Genomic DNA, 22,222 nt, shown 5'->3' with positions numbered 1-22,222 from the left:
TCTCGAGATGATCCACGAATCTGCACCGTGAGGCCCTGGGCCAACAAGACCAACTTCAGAACCCCACCCTCATAGGGTCTGAGGCCGCGTCGCAGCCCGGCCTCGTACGCCCTCGCGATCGCGCGGCTCAGTTCGCCAGCGCAGCGGCCAGCAGCTCGAGGGTCTGGACGCGACCGGGCGACGCATCCATCGCCTCGTCGTCGTACGAGCCGGCGATCGGCGAGATCATCACCTCGTGGACGCCCCAGCGCCCGGCGAAGGAGCGGATCGTCGCCGCGACGTCGTCGCCGGTGCCGACGAACCACTTCTGGCGCATCGACTCCATGATCGACTGCGCCATGGCGTCCAGCGGCGCCGCCTTCGCCTGCTCGACGGTCTCGAGCGTCTGCAGCGGCTTGTTCGTGCGCAGCCGCGCCATGCTGCGCAGCTGCGGCAGCGCGCGCTCCTCCGCCTCCTCGGCGGTCGGGGCGGCGATGGCGTTGGCAGTCAGGAACGTCCGCGGCTCGGGATGCGCCTCGCTCGGCCGATACTGGCCGCGATACAGATCGAGCGCCCGCTCGAGCCCTTCGCCCGAGAAGTGGTTCGCGAACACGTACGGCAGCCCGAACGACGCCGCGAGCTGCGCGGAGTAGTCGCTCGACCCGAGCAGCCACACCTCCGGCGCCCCCGTCGCCACCGGCGTCGCGTGCACGTCGTAGGTGCCGCCGCTCGTGAACTGCACGGTGGCGCCCTCGGGGCCGACGAGACGCGCGATGTCGCGCACATGATCGGGGAAGCGCTCGACGTCGCTCGTCGTCCCCGACATGCGCAGCAGCTGCGTGATGACCGGGTCGCTGCCCGGCGCACGGCCGATGCCGAGGTCCACACGCCCGGGCGCGAGCGCCTCGAGCGCCGCGAACTGCTCCGCCACCACGAGGGGCGAATGGTTCGGCAGCATCACGCCGCCCGAGCCCACCCGGATGCGCTGCGTGCGCACCGCCGCCGCGGCGGCGAGGACCGGCGGTGTCGTCGAGGCGACGGCGGGCATGTTGTGGTGCTCCGCGAACCAGTAGCGGGTGAACCCGAGCTCATCGGCGCGCGCGGCGAGGGCGAGGGATGCCGCGACCGCCTGCGCGCTTGTCTGGCCGGTGCGCACCGGAACGAGATCGAGGACCGAGAGTGCAGGTGAGGTGCTCATCGTCAAGGGCAACCCGCGTCACCGACCGCACATTCCCCTCTCCGCGGCATCCGGCATCCGGCACCGCGCGGTTCGGGGCGGATCTCTGCATTCGGGGCGCGCTCCTACGGCCGCTCGTGCACGGATCCGCCCCAAAGCCCGCCTTATAACCGGTGCCCGCGGGGCGCCGCGATAAGGAGTGCGCCGGGCAGCACGCGGCACCGGATGCGGGATGCCTCGCCGAACTCGTCGCCGTCGAGCTCGACGGGCCGCGGCTCCTCGACGCCCGCCTCGATCGACGGCCCGCGCAGGTAGCGGACGGATGACTCCCGGCGCCGCTCGACGATGCGCCGCCCGGCGCGCGTGCGCCGCAGCACGCTGTTGTCCCACCAGACCTTGCGCCACACCCCGAGCCAGCCGAACCAGCCGGTGGGCTGGATCACTGCGACGTCGAGCATTCCATCGGTGAGGGATGCGCCGGGGATCAGCTCGATTCCGGCGGGGAGCGCGCCGCAGTTGGCGAAGAGCATGCTGTGCACCTTCGTCGAGTGCAGCCGGTGCCCCTCCAGCTCGTAGACGATGCGGAACGCCTTCGCGCCCGGCAGCGACCGGGCGGCCCCGTCGACGTACGCCACCCATCCCATCGTCTTCTTCAGCTGCGCGCTCGTGTTGGCGATCATCGCGGCGTCGAGCCCGATGCCCGCCATCACGACGAACGCGTGCTCGGCGCTCGATCCGTCGGCTCGCGTGAGATGGGCCATCCCGATGTCGATCGGCCGGATGGCGCCGTCGAACGCCGCACGGATGGCGGCGCCCGGATCGGCGAGCGGCAGCTCGAGATTGCGCGCCAGCAGGTTGCCGGTGCCGCTCGGCACGATCGCCATCGGCACACGGCTCTCGATGAGCGCTTCCCCGACGGCGCGCACCGTGCCGTCGCCCCCTGCCACGAGCACCGCATCGACCCCTTCGCGCAGCGCCCGTGCCGTCGCGTCCTGCCCCAGATCCTCGGGGGTCGTCTCGTAGAACAGCGGCTCATCCCATCCTGCCTGTGCCGCGGCATCCATCACACGCTGCCGCAGCCCAGCCTTGTCGACCTTGATGGGGTTGTAGACGAGCGCGGCGCGTCTGAGATGCCCCCGCTCGTCTGCCATGGGCCCACGATAGCGGTGCATGCGGCTGGCTAGACTTGCCAGATGATCGATCCCGTTCTCCTGCGCGACAATCCCGAGCTCGTCAAGCGTTCTCAGGCCAAGCGAGGAGAGTCGGAGGAGTCGGTGGACGCGGCCCTGCGCGCCGACGCCGACCGCCGCACGGCGATCACGACGTTCGAGCAGCTGCGGGCGGAGCAGAACGCGCACGGCAAGAAGGTCGCGGCGGCACCCAAGGAGGAGAAGGCCGCACTCGTCGCCGAGGCGAAGGACCTCAGCGACCGGGTGAAGGCCGCCCAGCAGGCCGTGACCGAGGCCGAGGAGAACGCGTACGCGGTGCTCTCGCAGATCGAGAACATCGTGATCGACGACGTGCCCGCCGGCGGCGAGGAGGACTTCGTCACGCTGCGCACCCACGGCGAGCCGCCGACGTTCGACTTCACGCCGCGCGACCATCTTGAGATCGGCGAGCTGCTCGACGCGATCGACATGGAGCGCGGCACGAAGGTGTCGGGCAGCCGGTTCTACTTCCTGAAGGGCGTGGGAGCGCTGCTCGAGCACGCGCTCATGTCGCTGGCGCTGAACCGCGCCGTCGCGGCCGGGTTCACGCCGATGATCCCACCGACGCTCGTGCGCCCCGAGGTGATGGCCGGCACGGGCTTCCTCGGGCAGCACTCGGACGAGGTGTACCGCCTCGAGAAGCAGGACCTGTACCTCGTGGGCACGAGCGAGGTGCCGCTCGCGGGCTACCACATGGGCGAGATCCTCGACCTCGAGGCCGGCGCGAAGCGCTACGCCGGCTGGTCGACCTGCTATCGCAGCGAGGCCGGGTCGTACGGCAAGGACACCCGCGGCATCATCCGCGTGCACCAGTTCAACAAACTCGAGATGTTCGTCTACACGACACCCGAGGATGCGGAGGCCGAGCACCAGCGGCTCGTCGAGATGCAGGAGGGGATGCTGCAGGACCTGGGTCTCGTCTATCGCGTGATCGATGTGGCGGCGGGCGACCTGGGTTCGTCGGCCGCGCGCAAGTACGACATCGAGGCCTGGGTTCCGACGCAGGATGCGTACCGCGAGCTCACCTCGACATCGAACTGCACGACGTTCCAGGCGCGGCGCCTCGACATCCGCTACCGACCCGACGGCGGCAAGACGGCACCGGTCGCGACCCTCAACGGCACGCTGGCGACGACCCGCTGGATCGTCGCGATCCTCGAGACGCACCAGCGCGAAGACGGATCGGTGGCGGTTCCGGAGGTGCTGCGCCCGTACCTCGGCGGCCTCGAGGTGCTGGAGCCCGTGGCATGACGGGCGCGCAGCTTCCCGCGACCGGCAGCATCGAGGTCGAAGCGCCCGATGAGGCGGCCGAACTCGTCGAAGACGTCGCCGAGCACTCCGCCGGGCGGCTGCTGATCGCGCTCGATGTCGACGGCACGGTGCTCCTGCAGGACGAGTCGTTGAGCCCCGGCGTGGCCGAGGCCGTGGGTGACGCCCAGGCGGCGGGCCACGAGGTGATGCTCGCGACCGGCCGCAGCTGGGCGGGCACGCGCGACATCCTGTTCACGCTCGGTCTCTCCCCGGAGTACGTCGTGTGCTCCAACGGCGCGGTGATCATGAAGCGGGTCGACGGCGACGAGCCGCGGTACGAGCGGTTCCACACCGAGACGTTTGACCCCGGCCGGGTGCTCGCGCTGATCCACGAACAGGTGCCGGACGCCCACTACATGGTCGAGCTCGGCGACGGCATGCGGCTGTACACGGAGCCGATGGACGACTGGAACCTCAGCGGTGCGCGCCGGGTGCCGTTCGAGGAGCTGTCGGCGCAGGAGGTGTCGCGCGTCGTCGTGGTCTCGCCGGGGCAGACGGAGCAGGACTTCGTCGAGCTCGTGGAGCGGATCGGGCTGAATCATGTGTCGTACGCGATCGGCTGGACCGCGTGGCTCGACATCGCCCCGATGGGCGTCGACAAGGCGAGCGGGCTCGAGCTCGTGCGCGGATGGCTGGGACTCGACCGGGCGCACGTGCTGGTGATCGGCGACGGGCGCAACGACCTCGAGATGTTCGCCTGGGCGCTGAAGCACGGCGGCCGTGCCGTGGCGATGGCGCAGGGCCCGCAGGAGGTGCGGGACGCCGCCGGTGAGACGACGCTGTCGGTGATGGACGGCGGCGTGGCCGCGGTGCTGCGCAAGCTGTAGCGCGGAGTCGGTCGACTAGACTCGTTCCGTTCCGGCGGCGTGCCGTCGGGGGAGGGTTGTCCGAGCGGCCGAAGGATCTGGTCTTGAAAACCAGTGGGCAGCAATGTCCCGTGGGTTCGAATCCCACACCCTCCGCTGTCGTGATCGAGGCCCCCGGAGGGGGTCGCGATCACGACATGAGCAGGGCGGGTTCGAACCTTCAGGTGGGCCCACGGCGCCGGAGGCTCCGCGGAGCGCGAAGCGATCCGTGGAGGGGTGCCGGGGACGAATCCCACACCCTCCGCTTCGTGATCGAGGCCTTGACGCTAGGCGTCTTGGCGCGCCAGGATCACGGCCGCCTCGGTGCGCGACGCCACGCCGAGCTTGCGCAGGATCGCCGACACATGCACGCTCGCCGTTTTGACGCTGATGAAGAGCCGCTTCGCGATCTGCCCGTTGCTGAGCCCCTCGGTGAGCAGCTCGAGCACTTCGCGTTCGCGCGCCGTGAGCGCGGCCAGTACGGCATCCTGGTCGGCATCGGCATCGGCATCGGCATCGGCATCGAAGAGCCTGGATGTCGCAGCGAAAGCGGCGACGTCGCGGCGCAGCGGCTCGTGGGCGAGCGCGTCGGCGTGCACGAGTGCCTCCGCGAGGACGGCGGCCGCGGCGGCACGGCGGCCGCTGGCGGCGAGCAGCCGCGCGTATTCGAGCCGGGTGGTCACGCGGAACGTCGCGGGCGTGTCTTCGTCGTCGGCGTCGAGAACGGCACGCTGGAGGGCATCCGATGTCGGGGCCAGGAGAGCCGCCAGGATCCGGCTCCACCGCTCCGGACGGAGCGCTTCGGGCATCGCGGCCCATGCGGCGCTCACGCGGGCGACGATGTCAGTGCTGTCGTCGCCCCGGGCACGGAGCGCGGCCACGACGGCGCCGGCTTCGAGCAGCACGCGACTGATGTGCGCCGTGCGTTCGCCGTCGTCGTCGAGCGCCTCCCGGATGTCCGCGGCCGCGACCTCTGTGTCGCCCGCCGCCTGCGCGATGGCCAGTCGGGCGTGGAGATCGTAGAACCAGACCTGCCGCTCCATACCGGCCGCGGCGGCGATGGCGCCGCGCTGCTGCCGCAGCAGCGCAGCGGCGGCCTCGTGGCGCCCATGCCAGCTCAGGGCACGCGCCCGAGACGTCGTCGTGTACATCCGGAACACGGGGAACGTCCGCATCTCCAGGTCGCGGGTGAGCAGTTCGTCGACACGGTCGATCTCGCCCAGCTCGAGCAGGGGCTGCACCATGTTCTGCGTCAGAAGAGACCCGGTCGTGCGGGCCTGACCGACCGCCCGTGCTCGCACGAACCCCTCTTCGGCGACGGTCAGGGCTTCGCGATAGCGGCCGAGCACCGTGAGCAGATCGGAGTAGTTCACGTCATAGCGCAACTGCGAAGCCGAGTCGCGTGCGTGCTCACGGGCGGCGGCGTAGTCGTCGAGTCCTCCTGCGACATCACCCGCGTGCGCGCGCGACGCGCCGCGGACGTTGCGCGCCACCGACATGTGCTGCTCTGCGCCGGCCCGGACGGCGAACTCCCACGCCCGCGTCGATGCCTCTATCGCGTCGGCGGAGCGGCCCGCGACCATGTGCCTGCCGGCCAGCTGATTCCACAAGCCGGCGTTCAGCGACGGATCACCGACGTGCCCGTCCAAGACGTCGAGCGCTTCGATCAGCAGCTCCGTCGACCCCGGCCGACCGAGATTCATGAGGTAGACGGCCTTGTCGCGCAGCAGGCGCGCATGCAGTGCATCGTCGACGCCGGCGCCCTCCGCCTCCTGCAACGCGGCGTCGACGAGGGCGAGGGCGCGCTCGCTCTCACCCGCATTCCGCAGGATCGATCCGATCCGCAGCATCAGGGTGATGCGATCGGTGCCTGCTGCAATCGCTGCGTCGTCGACCTGATCCCACAGCTCGAGAACGAGCCGGCCGAATCGTGCCGCCGACGAGAACGCATAGCGGGATTTCGCGGAGTACATCGCGGCCAGCGCTGCGACGAGGGCGCGTCGGGTGTCGTGTGCGTACTGCCAGTGGTGGGCGAGCGCCGCCTGGAGGTCGCGCCGGGGATCGGCCTCGGCGAGTGCCTCCAGATGCTCGGCGTACGCGCGGTGCAGCGCCGTCCGTTCGCCCGGCAGCAGTTCGGCGTGCACGGCCTCGCGCAGCAGTGCGTGGCGGAAGGTGTAGCGGTCGTGATCGATGACGAGGATGCCGGTGGCAACCGCTTCGCGGACCGCGGCGTTGAGGCGCTCGTCGTCGAACCCGGTCAGAGCGATCAGGGTGTCGTGCTCGAGAGGGGCGTCGGAGCCGGAGACGACGCGGACGGCGGCCGCGGCATCCTCCCAGAGCTGCCCATAGCGAGCCAGCAGCAGGTCGCGCAGAGTGTCGGGCAGCGGACCGTCGGCGCAGCACGCGAGCTCTTCGATGAAGAAGGGGATGCCCTCTGCGCGCTCGTCCAGCCGCTCAATGGCCTCGGCGTCGTCGACGCCGCCCAGCGCCGCGACCAGCGCGCGCACGGACTCCCGGTTCAGTCGGTTCAGCGTGATGCGTTCGAGCAGGTGGGCGCGCTCTGCCTCGCCGAGGAACAGCCGCACCGGATCGACGCGGCGGCCCTCGTCGTTGCGCCAGCCGAGCACGACGAGCAGGCGCCCCCGGGTCACGACGCGCAGCAGGAACGCGAGCAGCGTGAGCGTGCCCTCGTCGGCCCAGTGCAGGTCTTCGATCACGAGCACGAGCGGACGATGCTCGGCCAGCGACTCGACGGCGGTCACGAACGCTTCCCGCAGCCGTTCGGGGCTCGGCGCCGCGTCCGAGGGCGATGCCGCGATCTCGGGCGACTCCGCCAGCTCGGGCATGAGGAGGAGAAGCGCCGTGCGACCCGGCCCCGCCGCCCGCCACAGCTCGTCGGCGCCGCGCTGTGCCGCGAGGTCTCGCAGCAGCCCGAGGATGGCGCCGTAGGGCGCCGGGGTTCCCCCCAGGTCGACCGCGCGACCGGCGGCGACGTCTGCGCTATCGACGAGGGAGGCGGTGAACTCGCGGATCAGGCGGGACTTGCCCATCCCCGCCTCCCCGGCGACCACGACAGCGGTCGGCTGCCCGCTGCGGGCGCGCGCGAACAGCGCGTCGAGGCGCGCCATTTCTGCGTCGCGCCCGATCAAGCGGGCGGCGGCCGACGAAGCCGCGGAGAAGGCCATCCCTCCATCGTGCCAGCCACGTCGGACATCGGCGCCGACCGGCACCGCCATCAGGCGTGAGCCGAATCGCACGCGCCGCGTGGCTGCTGCCGCACGGCGCGGTGGCTCCGGAAGATCCGCGCGATTCCACGCAGCCACGTCGGCCGGGACCGGCGCAGGATCTGGTCTGAGTGCTCGAGGGCGAACCGGCGACGCTCGGCGTTGCGGGCGCGCTCCTCGATCTCCTGAGTGACGATGTCGTATCCGAGCGAGGGGTGCAGGGTCATGATCTCTCCTTCAATGCACCCACTACGCTGCTCGCTAAGGTAGCCCGCCTGCATCGGGCGGATGCCCTATTCCGAGCGCGGCCCTTCGACTCGCTCCGCTCGTCGACAGGCGTGGGGCTGATAAGCCCGCGCGGGCGTGCGGATGAGGCGGCCGCACGGGGTGCGGCGGAGGCGATCGCTCGGCCGGGACGAGGCGCTCGCTCAGGGCGCTTTGGGTGGCGTCAGGATGCGTCGCCTCGGCGCCGCGCGAGCGCGTCGAGGATCGCGCTCTCCGCGTCGGCGTCCGGGCCCACGGCGGACGAGACGTTCTCCTCGGTCACGGCGGCCACGAGCTCGGCCCGCTGGATGCGCGTGGACCGCGGCGCGTTCACCCCGATCCGCACGCTGTCGCCCTTGACGTCGAGCACCGTCACTTCGACGTCGTCGCCGATGAGGACGCTCTCTCCGACACGTCTCGTCAACACCAGCATTGCAACAGCCTACTGGGACGCCACCGCCCCTGAGGGCAGCGCCGCCTCGTCGCGCACCACCCCGACGGTCTCGATCGGCAGGCCGCCGGACGTGGCCTCCGTGTAGGACAGCACCGGCAGCCCGTCTGTCTGCGCGGAGACCAGCCGCCGCACCGCCGCCCGCAGCGTCGGCGCGCACACCAGCACCACCTCTCCGCCGTCGGCGGCCGCTGCGACGCAGTCCTTCACCGACGCGATCACGTGCTCGAGCCGCTGCGGATCGAGCACGATCTGCGTGCCGTCGTCGGTCGACCGCATCCCCTCGAGCATCGCCTGCTCGAGCAGCGGGCTGATGATGAGCGCGCGCAGCGTGCCGGCCTCGGCGAACCGCGCGGCCACGGCGGGTCCGAGCGCCGCCCGCGCCGCCTCGATGAGCCCCTCGGGATCGGTCGAGACCTTCGCGCGCAGCGCGAGCGCCTCGTAGATGCGGGCGAGGTCGTTGATCGGCAGCCGCTCGGCGAGCAGCCCCTGCAGCACGCGCTGCACCTCGGCCAGCGACAGCAGCGCGGGCGTGAGCTCCTCGACGGCGGCCGGGGAGACGCGCTTGAGGGCATCCGTCAACTGGCGCACGTCCTCCCGGCTCAGCAGCCGCGCGGCGCCGGAGTGGACGATGCTCGACAGGTGCGTGACGATGACGTTCGCCCGGTCGATGACGGTCGCCCCCGCGAGCTCGGCGCTGTAGCGCATCTCGGCGGGGATCCACTTGCCGTCGAGCCCGAACACCGGGTCGGCGACGGCCGTGCCCGGCAGGGAGTCCAGCTTCTGGCCGAGGGCGAGCGCCGATCCGCGCGGCGCGGTCCCCCGCCCCGCCTCGACGCCGGCGATGCGGATGACGTACGTCGACGGCGGCAGCTCCACGCTGTCGCGGGTGCGCACCGGCGGCACCACGAGGCCGAGCTCCACGGCGATGCGCCGCCGCAGCGCCTTGACCCGCGCGAGCAGGTCGTCGGGACCGCCCGTGACGAGGTCGACGATGTCGGGGGAGAGCAGCACCTCGAGCGTGTGCACGCGCATCTGCTCGATGAGCTCATCGGGGTCGGACGCCGCCGGCGGCTCGGGCGTCGTGGCGGCCTCCACGGCGGCCCGCTTGCGTGCGGCCGTGATGCGCTGCGCGATGAGCAGCAGTCCTGCGCCGATCGTGATGAACGGCAGCATCGGCATCCCGGGAATGAGCGCGAGCGCGATCGCGGCGCATCCCGCGATCGCCAGGGCGTTGTGCGACTGACCGAGCTGCGCCGCCGCCGCGCGGCCGATCTCGGTCTCGGCGTTCGACCGGGTGACGATCATGCCCGTCGACACCGCCATCAGCAGCGCGGGGATCTGGGTGACGAGTCCGTCGCCGATCGTGAGGATGCTGTAGGTGCTCGCGGCCTTGTCGAGCGTCATCCCGTGCTGCATCACGCCGATCGCGATGCCGCCGACGATGTTGATGATGATGATCACGAGGCCCGCGATCGCATCGCCCTTCACGAACTTGGATGCGCCGTCCATCGCGCCGTAGAAATCAGCCTCGGCGGCGACCTCGGCCCGGCGCTCGCGCGCCTGCACATCCGTGATGAGACCCGCGTTCAGGTCGGCGTCGATCGCCATCTGCTTGCCGGGCATCGCGTCGAGGGTGAAGCGCGCACCCACCTCGGCGACGCGCTCCGACCCCTTCGTCACCACGACGAACTGGATCACCACGAGGATGAGGAAGATCACCGCCCCGATGATGAGCGAGCCGCTCACCGCGATCTGCCCGAACGCCTCGATCACCTGCCCCGCGTAGGCCTCGCCGAGCACGAGCCGGGTCGAGGCGACGTTGAGGCCGAGCCGGAACAGCGTCGCGACCAGCAGCAGCGACGGGAACACCGAGAAGTCGAGCGGCTTCTTGACGAACATCGTCGTGAGGAGGATCACGAGCGCGAACATGATGTTCAGGATGATGAGGGTGTCGAGCAGGAACGGCGGCACCGGCACGACGAGGAGCATGACGATGCCGACGACGCCGATCGGCACCGTCAGCTTGCCGAGGATGTCCTTCATGCGGTCCTCCTTGGGGGAACGGAATGGATGCCGCGCGCGGCTCCGCGCCGGCGCAGGGAGTTGACGAAGACGAGCACGCGCGCCACCGAGAGGTAGAGGTCGGCGGGGATCTCCTGCCCGAGCTGGCACGCAGCGTGCAGGGCGCGCGCGAGCGGGATGTCGCGGACCATCGGCACTCCGGCCTCGGTGGCGCGTTCCCGGATGCGTCCCGCGATGATGCCGCTGCCCTTCGCGACCACGCGCGGTGCGGCCTTGCCCGGCTCGTACTTCAGCGCCACCGCGACGTGGGTGGGATTCACGATCACGACGTCCGACGAGGCGACCGCGGCGATCATCCGGTTGCGGCTCATCGCGAGCTGGCGCGAGCGTCGCTGCTGGCGTACGAGCGGGTCGCCCTCGGAGTTCTTGTTCTCGTCCTTGGCCTCGCGCTTGGTCATGCGGGTGTGCTTCGTGTTGCGCCGCATCACGACGAAGACGTCGACGGCCGCGAGCGCGAGTCCCACCGCGATCGCGACCTGCAGCAGCGTGGCGGTGCCGCTCGATGCGGTGTCGAGGAGCTCGGCGATCGAGTGGCGGCCGCTCGTCGAGAGGGCCGGGATGAGGCTCGCGACGACGATCCAGAGCGCGAGGCCGATCGCGGCGGTCTTCAGCAGCGCCTTCGCGCCCTCCCAGAGCGCGCGCAGCCCGAACACGCGGCGCAGGCCGCTCACGACGTTGAACTGCTCGACCCGGGCGCTCAGGCGTCGGGGGTGGATGCCGCCCTGCACCGCGGCGCCGAGGAGAGTCACGACCGCGACGACGGCCAGGAGCGGTCCGATCACGCCCGGGATGGACCCGAGCCCGCGGCGCAGCGCGTCGACCGCCGACGTGGCCGACGGATCGGTCGCGACGGCGGTGAGGGACAGCAGCTGCTCGGTGCCGGCGGATGCGCCCGCCGCAACGACCGCGGCCATCGCGCACGCCGCGCCGCCGATGCCGAGCCAGGCAGTGAGGTCCTGACTGCGCCCGAGCTGACCCTTCTGGCGCGCCTCGCGCAGGCGCCGGTCGGTGGCCTTCTCGCTGCGCTCGCCGCTGTCCGAACCGCTCATCGCCGCACCCCCTGCAGCATGCGCAGCGCGTCGTCGCCGAGGGCGCCGACGATGCCGGGGAGCGCGGCGTACACGGCGCCGACGAGCACGAGGGTGAGGAGGATCTTCACCGGGAAGCCCATCGCGAACGCGTTCAGCGCCGGGGCGACGCGGGTGACCAGGCCGAGACCGATGTCGGCGAGGAACAGCACCAGCAGGAGCGGTCCGGCGATCTGCACCGCGGCGAGCACCATCTGTGACACGGCGTCGATGAGGAGCTGGGCCGGTCCGGCGACGGCGAACGCGCCGTCGACCGGCACCGCGCTGAAGCTGCGCGCGATGCCGGCGATGATGAGCTGGTAGCCGCCCGAGCCGAACAGCAGCACGAGCGCCGTCATCTGGAACAGCCGGGTGAACTGCGCGCCGTTGACCAGCGAGTACGGGTCGAACGCCTGCGCGAGCTGGAATCCGCCGAACACGTCGATGAGGCTGCCGGCCGCCTGCACGGCGGAGAAGCACACCATCACGAAGAACCCCAGCAGTGAGCCGACGAGCAGCTGCAGCACGAGCGCGCCGAAGAACGGCCCGGTAGCGAGGTTCTCGTAGCCGGGCGCGACGGCTCCGCTGACAGCGAGCGACAGCCCGATCCCGAGCATCGCCTTGATGCGCATCGGGATCGCGCCGTACGAGAACGGCGGCGCGATGAACAGGAACGCGGTGATGCGGACGGCGACCAGGGCCGTCGCCTCGAGCCAGGCGAAGTCGATCGGGATTTCCATGTCATCCCGTCTGCAGCAGCATCGGGATGCGTTCGAACATGTCGTTCGTGAAGGAGATGATCTCCGCGATCATCCAGTTGCCCGCCACGAGGAGAGCGATGCCGACCGCGATCGCCTTCGGCACGAACGAGAGGGTGACCTCCTGCACCTGGGTGATCGACTGCAGGAGCGAGATCGCGAAGCCGACGACGAGCGCGGTCACGAGGAGGGGCGCCGCCAGCTTGGCGGCGATGATGAGCCCCTGCGCGCCGATGTCGAGAGCTGCCTCCGGGGTCATCCGGCACCTCCGTAGCTCTGCAGCAGCGTGCGCAGGATGAGTCCCCATCCGTCGACCAGGATGAACAGCAGGATCTTGAACGGCAGGGAGATCATCACCGGCGGCAGCATCATCATGCCCATCGACATGAGGGCGGCGGCGACGACGATGTCGATGACGAGGAACGGCACGAAGATGACGAATCCGATGATGAACGCCGCTCGCAGCTCGGAGAGCATGAATGCGGGGATCAGCGTGTACATCGGCACGCTCTGCGGGTCGGCCGGGTTGTCCACACCGGCGATGCGCGAGAGCAGCGCGAGATCCTGCTCGCGGGTGAACGAGAGCATCCAGTCGCGCAGCGGCACCTGGCCGACGTCGATGGCCTGGGTGAACGAGATCGAGCCGTCGATGTAGGGCTGCACGGCGACGGTGTTGATCTCGGTCAGCACCGGCCACATGATGAACAGCGAGAGGAACAGGGCGAGGCCGGCGATCACCTGGTTGGGCGGGATCGACGGCAGCGACAGGGCGTTGCGGGTCATGGCGAGCACGACGAAGATCTTCGTGAACGCCGACATCATGAGCAGCAGTGCCGGGGCCACCGACAGCAGCGTGATGCCGAGCAGGGTGAGAACGGATGCCGAGGGTGCGCCGTCGGGTCCGTCGATGTCGATCGTGATTCCGCCTCCGGGAGCCGGCGACGGGGTGACCGGGGGAGTGGGCTCGACCGGAGCCGCGTGGGCGGTCGCCGCGCCGATCAGCACCAGGACGACGGCCATCGCGAGGGCGCAGCCGACCAGTGTCGTCGTGCGCGCGAGGCGACCGCGGGCGACGACCGATGGCGTGGTCATGGCGTACGACGGAGGGCGTCGGCGGTCTGTCGCCACGTGGCGGGCGACAGGATCGAGCCGGCGAGCGGGTCGTTGCGCCGCCGGCTGCGCAGCCGCTGTGTCGGGACGGCTTGGTCGGCGGGCGCGCCTGCCTGAGAGGCGCGGCGCGTGGGCGCGGCAGCGAGCACGTCCGCGAGCACCGCGGCCGCTCCCGCGCGCGTGTCGGTCGGCGCCGCGGCCGGGGAGGACGCGAACGCGTCCGTCGGCGCTGCGGCCGCAGACGATGCGAGCACGTTCTCGAACGACTCCGCACGCGCGACCGGCAGCCGGTCCACGACGTTCACCGCCCGCTCGGTGACGGCGAGCACATAGCGCGCATCGTCGGTCTGCACGATCACGAGCTGCGCCTTCGAGCCCAGTGCCTGGCGCGCCACGACCGTGACCGGCTGCGCCTCGCGCTGCCGCCGCGAGCCGCGCGTGAGCCGGCGTCGCAGCCACCAGAGCGCGCCGAGCACCGCCGCCAGGGAGACGACGACGCGCAGGGCGAGGAGCAGATCGTCCAGCTCAGGCCTCGGCGTTCTCGAGGATGCGGGTGATCCGCACTGCGTAGTCGCGGTCGACGACGACGACCTCGCCGTGCGCGATGACGCGACCGTTGAGCTTGATGTCGGCGGGTGCGCCGGCCGAGCGGTCGAGCTCGACGATGCTGCCGGGCTCGAGACCGAGGACGTCGCGCACGGCCATCCGGGTGCGGCCGATCTCGACGGTGAGGTCCATCTGCACGCCCGCGATCCGGCGCAGGCGGAGCGTGGGAGTGGCGTCGCCGTCGGGGGTGCGGGTGATCCGGATCGCGAAGCGGCCGATCGTGCGGCCGTCGGCATCCTGCAGGTCGAAGACCTGGGCGTGCGGGTCGGAGAAGATCGGCGACGCGTCGTCGATCGTCACCTCGCCGAGCACTCCGGCGCCGAGCGCTCCTGCCGCCTGATCGAGCGATTCGCGCAGGCGGTCGGTGAGCGGCGCGTCGACGAGCCCGTCGATGAGGGCGGTCGGGTCGAGCAGCTGGACCGCGAGGTTCGCACTCGCCTCGCCGACGAAGGATGCGACGACGGCCTCGCCGGTGTCGCCCGAGGCTTGAGAGCCGACGGGGGTGACCGGCGACGCCGTGGGAAGTCTCGCGGCGAATGCGGCGGCGGCGGCCGATTCGAAGGGTGTTCTGGTCACGCGGGCTCCTTGCCTGGTGCGGGATCGAGGGATGTCTCGGTGATGACGCAGGCGAGCCGTGCGCCGTTGGTGCCGACGGCAGCGCTCGCCACGGCGAGTTCGCCCGCGACGAGGTCGATCGGGCGGTCGACGGAGTGCGGGAACGAGACGAGGTCGCCGACGGACAGGTTGAGCACCTCGTCGGAGCTGATCGGCCGCGGCACGAGGCGCAGTGCGAGATCGATCGGCGATGCCTCCACCTGCCGGCGCATGCGGTCGGGTGTCATGGTGTGGTCTTCGACGGCGTGCCCCGAGAAGCGGGCGAGCACGACGGCTGCCGGCAGCATCACGGTGGCCGGGACGATCCGGTCGGCGAGACGCATGGTGAACGTCGCGACGATCACCGGGTCGCCGGCGTTCGCGACCTGCGCGAACTGCGAGTTGTACTGGATTCCGAAGTACGACAGCCCCGACGGGAGTGCGTCGACGAGGGCGGTGCTGAGGTGATCGATCGTCTCGGTCATGACGGATCGCAGCAGTGCCAGCTCGATGGGCGTGAACGGGCGCTCCTCGGTGGGGAGGGCGGTGCCCCCGACCATCTGCACGATCCACGTGAGGGCGGCGTCGAGCGGGAACTGCACGACGACGCGCTCATCCGTGTCGGGGAGTGCGCACACCACCATCGCGGTCGTCGCCGGAAGCGACGACGCGTATTCGTCGTAGGTCTGCATCGTCACGAGGTCGACAGTGACGTGCGTGCGGGTGCGGATCTTCGCCGACAGCAGCGACGACCACTGCCGCGAGAACTGCTCGAAGGCGGCTTCGAGCACTCGGGTGTTCTCTCGCGGCAGTGTCGCCGGCCGGCCGAAGTCGTAGACCTCGACCGTGGAGGGCGCGCTGAGCACGCCCTCGGACGCGCCCCCCGGGGCGTCTGAGGGTGCGCCCAGCGGCGCGCCGGTTTCGATCAGCACGATCCCGACTATCGGGCGGTGCCGTCGAGGCGTAAGGGATGCGGCTGATCAGGATTCCGGGTAGGCCTCCTGCAGTTCGCTCAGCATGTGCCGCACCTGCTCGTCCGCATCGGAGAGCACGACGATGTCGACGCGCCGATTCTGCGCCAGATCGGCGGGACTCGTGCCCTTCGCGATGGGATGCCGGTCGCCGAATCCCACCGACTTGATGCGGGTGCCGTCCACTCCGCGGGCTTCGACGAGGTAGCGGAGCACCTGGGTCGACCGCCCCGACGACAGCTCCCAGTTCGTCGCGAACGGCGCGGCGGCGGAGCGCTCGTCGGCGTGGCCTTCGACCGAGATCTCTTTCTTCACCTCGGCGAGAACGCCGCCGAGGACGCCGAGCACCTTCACGGCCTTGGCGCTGAGCCGCGTGCTGTTCGTCGCGAAGAAGGTCTCGGCGCTGACGAGGCCGATCGTCAGCCCCCGGTCGTCGATCGTGAACGTTGCGGTGCGCTCGAGACCCTGCGCGGCGAGGGCACTGCGCATCTTGTCGCGCAGGGCCGACAGCTCGTCGAACTCCTCGTGTGCGGCGGCGAGCACCGTGTCGGCGAAGCCTTCGCCGTGCTCCTCGAGCAGCTCCTTGGGGACGATCACGCCCTGGGACGCGTCGACGGTCTGTGTGCGCTGCTGCCCGAATCCGGTGGCGAGGGAGGCGCTGAGTGCCTGGAACTTGTCCTTGTCGACGGTGGACATCGCGAACAGCACGATGAACATGCACATGAGCACGGTGATCATGTCGAGGTACGACGCCATCCAGCGCTCGTCGGCGTGGGCACCGTCTTCATGTGCCAGCTGGCGCCGTCTGCGCCCGCTCATGAGACGGCGACCGGTTCGCGCGGCGCCTCGGCTGCGGCGCCGCGGGACGATGGCGGGGTGATGCCGCCGGGAACGAGGGCCCCGAGTCGCTCGGCGACGAAGTGCGGCGGCGAACCGGCCTGCACGGCCAGCATCCCCTCGGTCAGGAGCGTCATCCGGTCGAGCTCCAGCTCGCCCAGGCGGCGCAGCCGGCCGCCGATCGGCAGCCAGATGAAGTTCGCCGACAGCAGGCCCCAGAGGGTGGCGACGAAGGCGGCGGCGATCATCGGGCCGAGCGTGTCGGGGTTGTCGAGGTTCTCGAGCACGTGGGTGAGCGAGACGACGGTGCCGATGATGCCGACGGTGGGGGCGAAGCCGCCGAGGGTCATGTAGAACTGCGACGCGGTGCGGTTGCGAGCGGCGGTGGAGGCGATCTCGTCTTCCATCACGGTGCGCAGGTCATCGGCATCCGTTCCGTCGGCGATGCTCTGCAGCGCCTTGCGCAGGAAGGGGTCGCTCTCGTCGGCGACGCCCTGCTCGAGGGCGAGGAGGCCCTCGGTGCGCGCCTTCTCGGCGTAGCCGACGACGGTGTCGATCAGGGTCTCGGCCGTGCGCTTGTCGCCCTTGAACGCGCGCGGCAGGGACTTGAGGGCGAAGATCGCGTCGCGCATCGTGCCGCTCGCGATGCCGACGGCGATCGTCGCGCCGAACACGAGCACCATCGGCGCGGGCAGGAGGAGCGCCGTGACCGAGCCGCCCTCGATGCCGATCATCGCCAGCAGCGAGCCGAACGCGATGGCGATGCCGAGGAGGAACGCGATGTCCATCAGAACGTCCCCGTCGCGGTGTCGGGGGCGGGGAGCGCGGCGGCGGTCGCGAGCACGCGGGCGCGGAAACCGGTGATCTGTGCGATGACCTCGTCCATCGATTCGATGACGACGAACGCGTTTCCGTCGACCATGGTGATCGTGGTGTCGGGGCGCTCTTGAATGCGCTCGATCAGGTCGGGATTCACTGCGAACCGGGTACGGTTCAAGCGGGTGACGACGATCATCGGTCTTCCATCCTGGACATTGTGCGCCACCCGTGAGGGCGGCAGCGGGCGGTCCCTCCTGGACCGTCACCGATGACTTTCGGCAGTCGGATGCGGATGGTTAGGCGTGTCCGACGTGCAACGCCTTCACCACGGCCTCGGCCACGTCCGGCGCACTCCGGGGATTCTGTCCGGTGATGAGCCGACCGTCCGTCACGACGTGCGAGAGGAACGGGACCTTCGCCTTGCTGTAGGACGCGCCGCGCCCCCGCAATTCGTCCTCCAGAGAGAACGGAACGGCGTCGGATCGTTTGGCGGCGATCTCTTCTGCCCAGGAGAATCCGGTCACGTGCTTGCCGTCGATCAGGTGTCGGCCGGTGCTCAACCGCACGTCCAGCAGGCCGCATGGACCGTGGCAGACGGCGGAGACGATCTTGCCTGTCTCGGAGAACTGGGCGATCAGGTCAGCGAGCGAGGCAGAGGCGGGGAAGTCGAACATGACGCCGTGACCGCCGGTGAGGTAGATCGCGTCATACCGGGCCGGGTCGATGTCGGCGACGGCGGGGGTGTCGTCGAGCAGCCGCATGAACTCGGGGTCCTTGTAGTGGCGGGCCAGCCTTCCCTTGACCCCCACCGCGTCGCTCATCTGGGTGAGCATGAGGCTCTCCGGGTCCAGCGGAATCGTTCCGCCGGCGGGACTGGCGATCTCGAGTGTGAATCCGGCATCCGCGGCGACGTCCCAGAAGTGGGTGAGTTCGCTCAGCCACAGCCCGGTGCGGAACCCGACCTTCTCGAACCGGTCGGCGTTCGTCGCGATGATCAGGATCCTGTGCGTGCTCTGCGCGGCGTCCATGGCAGTACCGTACGAGCACATCGGCCGTGGCGACACGGGGTTGCGTCGGCCGGTGGTCTGCTCTCTGACTGCACTCGGCGGCTCGTGGCTCGTTCCTCGCCTTATCCGGTGAGTTGTTTTCGGAGGGTGTTGCGGGCGCGGTGGAGTGATCCGGGGGTGGGGCGCCATTGTCGGGTGGGGTCGATGGTGGCGGGGGCTCGGACGTGGGGGATGCCGTCGTTCATGTGGATTTGCCATCCGCTGGTGTCGATGGTGCGGTGGTGCCACCAGCAGAGGGGGACGCCGTTGTCGACGTGGGTGGGTCCGCCGCGCGCGTATTCGTCGACGTGGTGGAGTTCGCACCAGGCGGCGGGGGTGTGGCAGCCGGGGATGATGCAGGATCCGTCGCGGGCGGTGATGGCGCGGCGTTGTTGGCCGGTGAAGCCGCGATTGGGGGTGCCGAGTTCGATGATCCGGCCTTGGTCGTTGAAGATGAGGCGTTGGATGCCGCCGCAGCAGGCGATCTGCCGGGCGACGTGGGCGGGGACGGTGGTGTCGGTGCCGTCGATGAACCCGATCCCGTCGTCGCGGTTGAGTTCGTCGGCGGTGATGGTGACTAGCAGGGTGGGGGGTAGTCCGCCGAGGGTGGGGCTTTCGGTGGAGCGCGCGGCGACGCCGAGGATGGTGGCGAGCACGTCGTGCAGTTTCTGCTCGTGGGTGCGGGTGTCCCGCGGCTCCTCCAACTCACCGTCCGCGCTGGCGTCCCCACCTCGGTTCCCGGTGCCGTTGTCACCAGTGTCTGCGACGCCGTCGGCGGGTGTGGTTCGGAAGTGGACGCCGGGGTCGGTGGTGCGGTCTTCGACGCGGGGGTTGAGGTGTGCGTCGGCGAGGCGTTGAAACTGGGCGGCAACCTCGGGGAGCAGGTTCCCGGTGATCGGGACTGTGCCGTCGTGCTCCCTGCCGAGCCGGAACCCGCGACGGCGCAGGGCCCGTTCGTCGTCGGGGAGGGCGCCGTCCGGGTCCAGGACCAGGGTCCACACTTTCGCTTGGGTGCGGGTGTCATCCGCGGAGCAGGCGGGGGCACCGTCGGGGGAGGCGCCGATCGCGGCGGCGACCAGTTCCTGTTCCGCGGCGGCCAGGTGGGTCGGGTCGCACCGGTCGGCGATGGGGGCCAAGGCGCTGACGATCGCGGTGATGCTGTCGGCTCCGATGGCACCGTCGCTGAGTGCGTCGCGCACGGCCGGGAATCGGGCAGGAAGCGGCTCACCCGAGAGTGTCGCGCGGGTGGTGATGGCGTGTGCGTGGTGGATGCGGGCGCGTGCGGTGGTGCCGGCGATTCCGGTGAGCCGGCACAGCAGGTCGACCGCGTTCACGCATCCGGCGCGGGCGGAGAGGCGTTCGTCGCCGAGTTCGGGGCGGGACCGGTCGTCGATCTCACCGGCCGCGGTGACCCGCAGCGCGTCCACGCGTCGTCCGAGCGACTCGGTGACTCTAGTGAAGGTCGCCAGTTCCTCGTCGGTCATCCGGCGTGCGGTGTCCTCGTCGAGGATGTGTCGCACGTCGTGATCCAGCAGGTCGTCGAGACGGCTGAGCGCCTCGATCAGGTCTGCCGGTGTCGTGTTCATACTCCCATGATGCCGCCCACCTCCGACATTGACAGAGCCTGGAATGGCTGATCAGCGACGTTTTCTGTGGATAACCTCCCTGGCCCGCCGCCTGTGGAGGAACCGGTGGAAGTCGCCCCTGGTTGGCTGCGGTCTTTCAGTGAGCGATCCGAGCGTCCCTCGTGCGCCCCGTTCAATCGAAAGTCATGTCCGGGCAGAACCGAGCGACCGCGAGATGCAGCCATACCTCTTCTTCGGCTTCAGATACTTCGTCGTCAACGGTGCCAGACACGTACAGGCGGACGACCGACGTACGGGAATCATGCCCGACTTGCAACGCCAACGTGTCGCAGATCGACCGGGCGGAAGCGACGATCGTTGAGTCGTCCACGCCCTCCCAGGACGCCATCCGGTGAGCTTGATCGAGAAATGCCGTTTCGCTTATTGGCTGCGGAGCGCACGCAGTGAGGGCGAAGGCGCTGACGAGGGTGGTCAGGGGAATCAAGCGGCGCACAGGCAAGAGCGTATTGGCGCGGTGAAGGACGTCGAGTTCCTCGTGGTTGAAGAACGACGTCGAGTTCCTCGTGATTGAAGAACATCGTCGAGCGCGACGACGCGTGACAGCGTCGGGCGTGTCGTCGGCAGTGAGCGGATCGCCACCGCCGACGACACGTCCTGATGCGTCAGCGCTTGAGGTTCGTGAGCTCCTGCAGCACCTCGTCGCTCGTCGTGATGATGCGTGCATTCGCCTGGAACCCGCGCTGCGCGACGATGAGGTTCGTGAACTCCTGAGAGAGGTCGACGTTCGACATCTCGAGCTTTCCGCTCACGATGCCGCCGAGGCCGTCGGAGCCTGCGGTGCCGATCCGCGCATCGCCCGAGTTCACGCTCGGCCGGTATGCCGATGAACCGGCCTTCTCGAGGCCGCCGGGGTTCGTGAACCCCGCCACCGCGACACGCGCGAGCACCTGCGTCTTGCCGTTGCTGAACGTGCCGACCAGGCTCCCGTCGTCCGACAGCGCGTACGACGACAGCGTGCCGGCCGGCTCGCCGTTCTGGCCGGTGAACTCGACCGTCTTGATGTCGGCGTAGCCGGTGATCCCGGACAGGTCGACCGCGATGCCGCCCGACGTGATCGAGCCCGCGCCGTTCTGCTTTCCGGCCGTGAACGTGAGCGAGGTGCTCACACCGGCGTCGTCCGCGACATCCCACCCGCCGGCGGTGCGGGTGAACGTCAGCCGCAGCATGCTCGACTCGCCGTTCGCGTCGTACACCTTGACGTCGCGCACGATGCTCTCGTCGGCCGCAGCGTCCGACGGGAGGTTGCCGGTGACCTTCGCCGTGGTCGTCGCGGTCGCCGGCAGCGTCGCGTCGACCGGCAGCGTGATGTTGCCGATGCCCTGCCCGGGGCTGATGACGCCGTTCTGCGCGGTCCAGCCCTGCACGAGCGCGCCGTCGCCGTTGACGAGCCGTGCGTTGGCGTCGAACGAGAAGCCGCCGTTGCGCGTGTAGAGGTTCTGACCGCCCGAGCGCACGACGAAGAAGCCGTCGCCCGAGATCATCAGGTCGGTCGGCACGCCCGTGGTCTGCGCCGAGCCCTGCGCGAAGTTCGTCGTGATCCCTGCGACCTGCACGCCGAGACCGACCTGGGCGGGGTTCGATCCGCCGGCGTTCTGCTGCGGCAGCGTGGAGTTCTTCACGAGCTGCGACAGCGAGTCCTGGAACTGCACGGCCGAGGCCTTGAAGCCCGGCGTGTTGACGTTGGCGATGTTGTTGCCGGTCACGTCGAGCATCGTCTGGTGCGAACGGAGCCCGGAGATGCCGGAGTAGAGAGAACGGAGCATTGCGGTGCCTTTCGAAGGGTTCAGGATGCGGCGGTCAGGCCACTGATGGAGGTCAGCGGAACGGATGCGCCGTCGACGGTGATGGTGGGGATGCCGCCGGCGAACGAGACTGCGGTGACGGTGCCGGTCTGCTCGGCGCCGTCGGCGTCGACGTAGCTCGCCGTCGTACCGAGGAGGTTCGCGGCGGTCTGACGCATGCTGAGCGCGAAGCTCTCGGTGGTCGTCGACGAGAGCGCGGTGAGCTGCTCCATCGACGCGAGCTGCGTCGTCTGGCCGATCATCTCGTTCGTGTTCATCGGCGAGCTCGGATCCTGGTTGGCGAGCTGGGTCACCAGCAGCTTCAGGAACACCTCGGAGTCGAGGGTCAGCTTGCGTGCGGCGGGATCGACGGTGGTCCCGGTCTGCAGGCCGCCGGTGGCGGCGATGGGGGCGACTGCTGTCATTGCACTGTTCCTTTCAGT

At 70.0% G+C, this 22,222-nt stretch carries 23 protein-coding genes and 1 tRNA gene; 3 read left to right on the top strand and 21 right to left on the bottom strand.

The features are described from left to right. Positions 1–127 precede the first annotated feature (127 nt). A complete protein-coding gene (locus AC3RX1_RS17325; RefSeq protein WP_491502454.1) occupies positions 128–1,177 on the bottom strand; it encodes an MsnO8 family LLM class oxidoreductase in 1,050 nt (349 codons plus the stop codon). Positions 1,178–1,320: 143 nt separating this feature from the next. Beyond that, complete coding sequence (locus AC3RX1_RS17320) at positions 1,321–2,307, bottom strand: diacylglycerol/lipid kinase family protein (RefSeq protein ID WP_491502453.1); 987 nt, start codon at positions 2,305–2,307, stop codon at positions 1,321–1,323. 42 nt (positions 2,308–2,349) lie between these two features. Between AC3RX1_RS17320 and serS the strand changes: the two genes are divergently transcribed. The 3 genes from serS to AC3RX1_RS17305 all read left to right on the top strand — a co-directional run bounded on the left by serS (position 2,350) and on the right by AC3RX1_RS17305 (position 4,637). Continuing rightward, entirely contained in the window at positions 2,350–3,615 is a 1,266-nt protein-coding gene (serS, locus tag AC3RX1_RS17315; RefSeq protein WP_491502452.1) for a serine--tRNA ligase, read from the top strand. Then, a complete protein-coding gene (locus tag AC3RX1_RS17310; RefSeq protein ID WP_491502451.1) occupies positions 3,612–4,502 on the top strand; it encodes an HAD family hydrolase in 891 nt (296 codons plus the stop codon). The genes serS and AC3RX1_RS17310 overlap by 4 nt, the downstream gene beginning before the upstream one ends. Positions 4,503–4,552: 50 nt before the next feature. Beyond that, positions 4,553–4,637 (top strand) — tRNA-Ser (locus AC3RX1_RS17305). A gap of 170 nt (positions 4,638–4,807) precedes the next feature. On the opposite strand, the gene AC3RX1_RS17300 is transcribed toward AC3RX1_RS17305, so the two are convergent. The 19 genes from AC3RX1_RS17300 to AC3RX1_RS17210 all read right to left on the bottom strand — a co-directional run bounded on the left by AC3RX1_RS17300 (position 4,808) and on the right by AC3RX1_RS17210 (position 22,204). Then, positions 4,808–7,705, bottom strand: a complete 2,898-nt coding sequence (locus AC3RX1_RS17300; protein ID WP_491502450.1) for a helix-turn-helix transcriptional regulator — start codon at positions 7,703–7,705, stop codon at positions 4,808–4,810. A gap of 50 nt (positions 7,706–7,755) precedes the next feature. Continuing rightward, positions 7,756–7,971 (bottom strand): hypothetical protein, encoded by a 216-nt coding sequence (locus tag AC3RX1_RS17295; protein ID WP_491502449.1) that lies wholly within the window; start codon positions 7,969–7,971, stop codon positions 7,756–7,758. 221 nt (positions 7,972–8,192) lie between these two features. Further along, positions 8,193–8,441, bottom strand: a complete 249-nt coding sequence (csrA, locus tag AC3RX1_RS17290; protein WP_491502448.1) for a carbon storage regulator CsrA — start codon at positions 8,439–8,441, stop codon at positions 8,193–8,195. A 9-nt stretch (positions 8,442–8,450) separates the two neighbouring features. Beyond that, the gene (locus AC3RX1_RS17285) at positions 8,451–10,505 is read right to left on the bottom strand and encodes a flagellar biosynthesis protein FlhA (RefSeq protein ID WP_491502447.1); all 2,055 of its coding nucleotides are present in this window, start codon (positions 10,503–10,505) and stop codon (positions 8,451–8,453) included. After that, complete coding sequence (locus AC3RX1_RS17280) at positions 10,502–11,593, bottom strand: EscU/YscU/HrcU family type III secretion system export apparatus switch protein (protein ID WP_491502446.1); 1,092 nt, start codon at positions 11,591–11,593, stop codon at positions 10,502–10,504. The genes AC3RX1_RS17285 and AC3RX1_RS17280 overlap by 4 nt, the downstream gene beginning before the upstream one ends. Next, positions 11,590–12,351 carry a flagellar biosynthetic protein FliR gene (locus AC3RX1_RS17275; protein ID WP_491502445.1) on the bottom strand — a complete coding sequence of 254 codons (762 nt, stop codon included), beginning with the start codon at positions 12,349–12,351 and terminating at the stop codon, positions 11,590–11,592. The genes AC3RX1_RS17280 and AC3RX1_RS17275 overlap by 4 nt, the downstream gene beginning before the upstream one ends. Before the next feature lies 1 nt (position 12,352). Beyond that, positions 12,353–12,628: a flagellar biosynthesis protein FliQ gene (gene fliQ, locus AC3RX1_RS17270; protein WP_491502444.1), complete on the bottom strand. Its 276-nt coding sequence runs from the start codon at positions 12,626–12,628 to the stop codon at positions 12,353–12,355. Further along, entirely contained in the window at positions 12,625–13,461 is an 837-nt protein-coding gene (fliP, locus tag AC3RX1_RS17265; RefSeq protein ID WP_491502443.1) for a flagellar type III secretion system pore protein FliP, read from the bottom strand. Before fliP ends, fliQ begins: the two co-directional genes overlap by 4 nt. After that, positions 13,458–13,955, bottom strand: coding sequence for a flagellar biosynthetic protein FliO (locus tag AC3RX1_RS17260; protein WP_491502442.1), 498 nt, complete (start codon positions 13,953–13,955; stop codon positions 13,458–13,460). The genes fliP and AC3RX1_RS17260 overlap by 4 nt, the downstream gene beginning before the upstream one ends. A gap of 49 nt (positions 13,956–14,004) precedes the next feature. Then, positions 14,005–14,661: a flagellar motor switch protein FliN gene (gene fliN / locus AC3RX1_RS17255; protein ID WP_491502441.1), complete on the bottom strand. Its 657-nt coding sequence runs from the start codon at positions 14,659–14,661 to the stop codon at positions 14,005–14,007. Beyond that, on the bottom strand, positions 14,658–15,611 hold the full coding sequence (locus AC3RX1_RS17250) for a flagellar motor switch protein FliM (protein ID WP_491502440.1): 954 nt from the start codon (positions 15,609–15,611) through the stop codon (positions 14,658–14,660). The genes fliN and AC3RX1_RS17250 overlap by 4 nt, the downstream gene beginning before the upstream one ends. 48 nt (positions 15,612–15,659) lie before the next feature. Further along, entirely contained in the window at positions 15,660–16,469 is an 810-nt protein-coding gene (locus tag AC3RX1_RS17245) for an OmpA/MotB family protein (protein WP_491502439.1), read from the bottom strand. Next, the gene (locus tag AC3RX1_RS17240) at positions 16,466–17,275 is read right to left on the bottom strand and encodes a motility protein A (protein WP_491502438.1); all 810 of its coding nucleotides are present in this window, start codon (positions 17,273–17,275) and stop codon (positions 16,466–16,468) included. Before AC3RX1_RS17240 ends, AC3RX1_RS17245 begins: the two co-directional genes overlap by 4 nt. Continuing rightward, positions 17,275–17,502 (bottom strand): flagellar FlbD family protein, encoded by a 228-nt coding sequence (locus tag AC3RX1_RS17235; protein ID WP_491502437.1) that lies wholly within the window; start codon positions 17,500–17,502, stop codon positions 17,275–17,277. Before AC3RX1_RS17235 ends, AC3RX1_RS17240 begins: the two co-directional genes overlap by 1 nt. 100 nt (positions 17,503–17,602) lie before the next feature. Then, positions 17,603–18,334, bottom strand: a complete 732-nt coding sequence (locus AC3RX1_RS17230) for a type 1 glutamine amidotransferase domain-containing protein (RefSeq protein ID WP_491502436.1) — start codon at positions 18,332–18,334, stop codon at positions 17,603–17,605. 101 nt (positions 18,335–18,435) lie between these two features. Then, on the bottom strand, positions 18,436–19,938 hold the full coding sequence (locus AC3RX1_RS17225; protein ID WP_491502435.1) for an HNH endonuclease signature motif containing protein: 1,503 nt from the start codon (positions 19,936–19,938) through the stop codon (positions 18,436–18,438). Between the two features lie 172 nt (positions 19,939–20,110). Beyond that, on the bottom strand, positions 20,111–20,431 hold the full coding sequence (locus AC3RX1_RS17220; protein ID WP_491502434.1) for a DUF732 domain-containing protein: 321 nt from the start codon (positions 20,429–20,431) through the stop codon (positions 20,111–20,113). A 169-nt stretch (positions 20,432–20,600) separates the two neighbouring features. Then, entirely contained in the window at positions 20,601–21,761 is a 1,161-nt protein-coding gene (locus tag AC3RX1_RS17215; RefSeq protein WP_491502433.1) for a flagellar hook protein FlgE, read from the bottom strand. A gap of 20 nt (positions 21,762–21,781) precedes the next feature. Further along, the gene (locus AC3RX1_RS17210) at positions 21,782–22,204 is read right to left on the bottom strand and encodes a flagellar hook capping FlgD N-terminal domain-containing protein (RefSeq protein ID WP_491502432.1); all 423 of its coding nucleotides are present in this window, start codon (positions 22,202–22,204) and stop codon (positions 21,782–21,784) included. Between the last annotated feature and the right edge of the window lie 18 nt (positions 22,205–22,222).

The sequence above is a fragment of the Microbacterium altimontanum genome (assembly GCF_058349865.2).
This window is presented reverse-complemented; position numbering and strand designations above follow the sequence as displayed.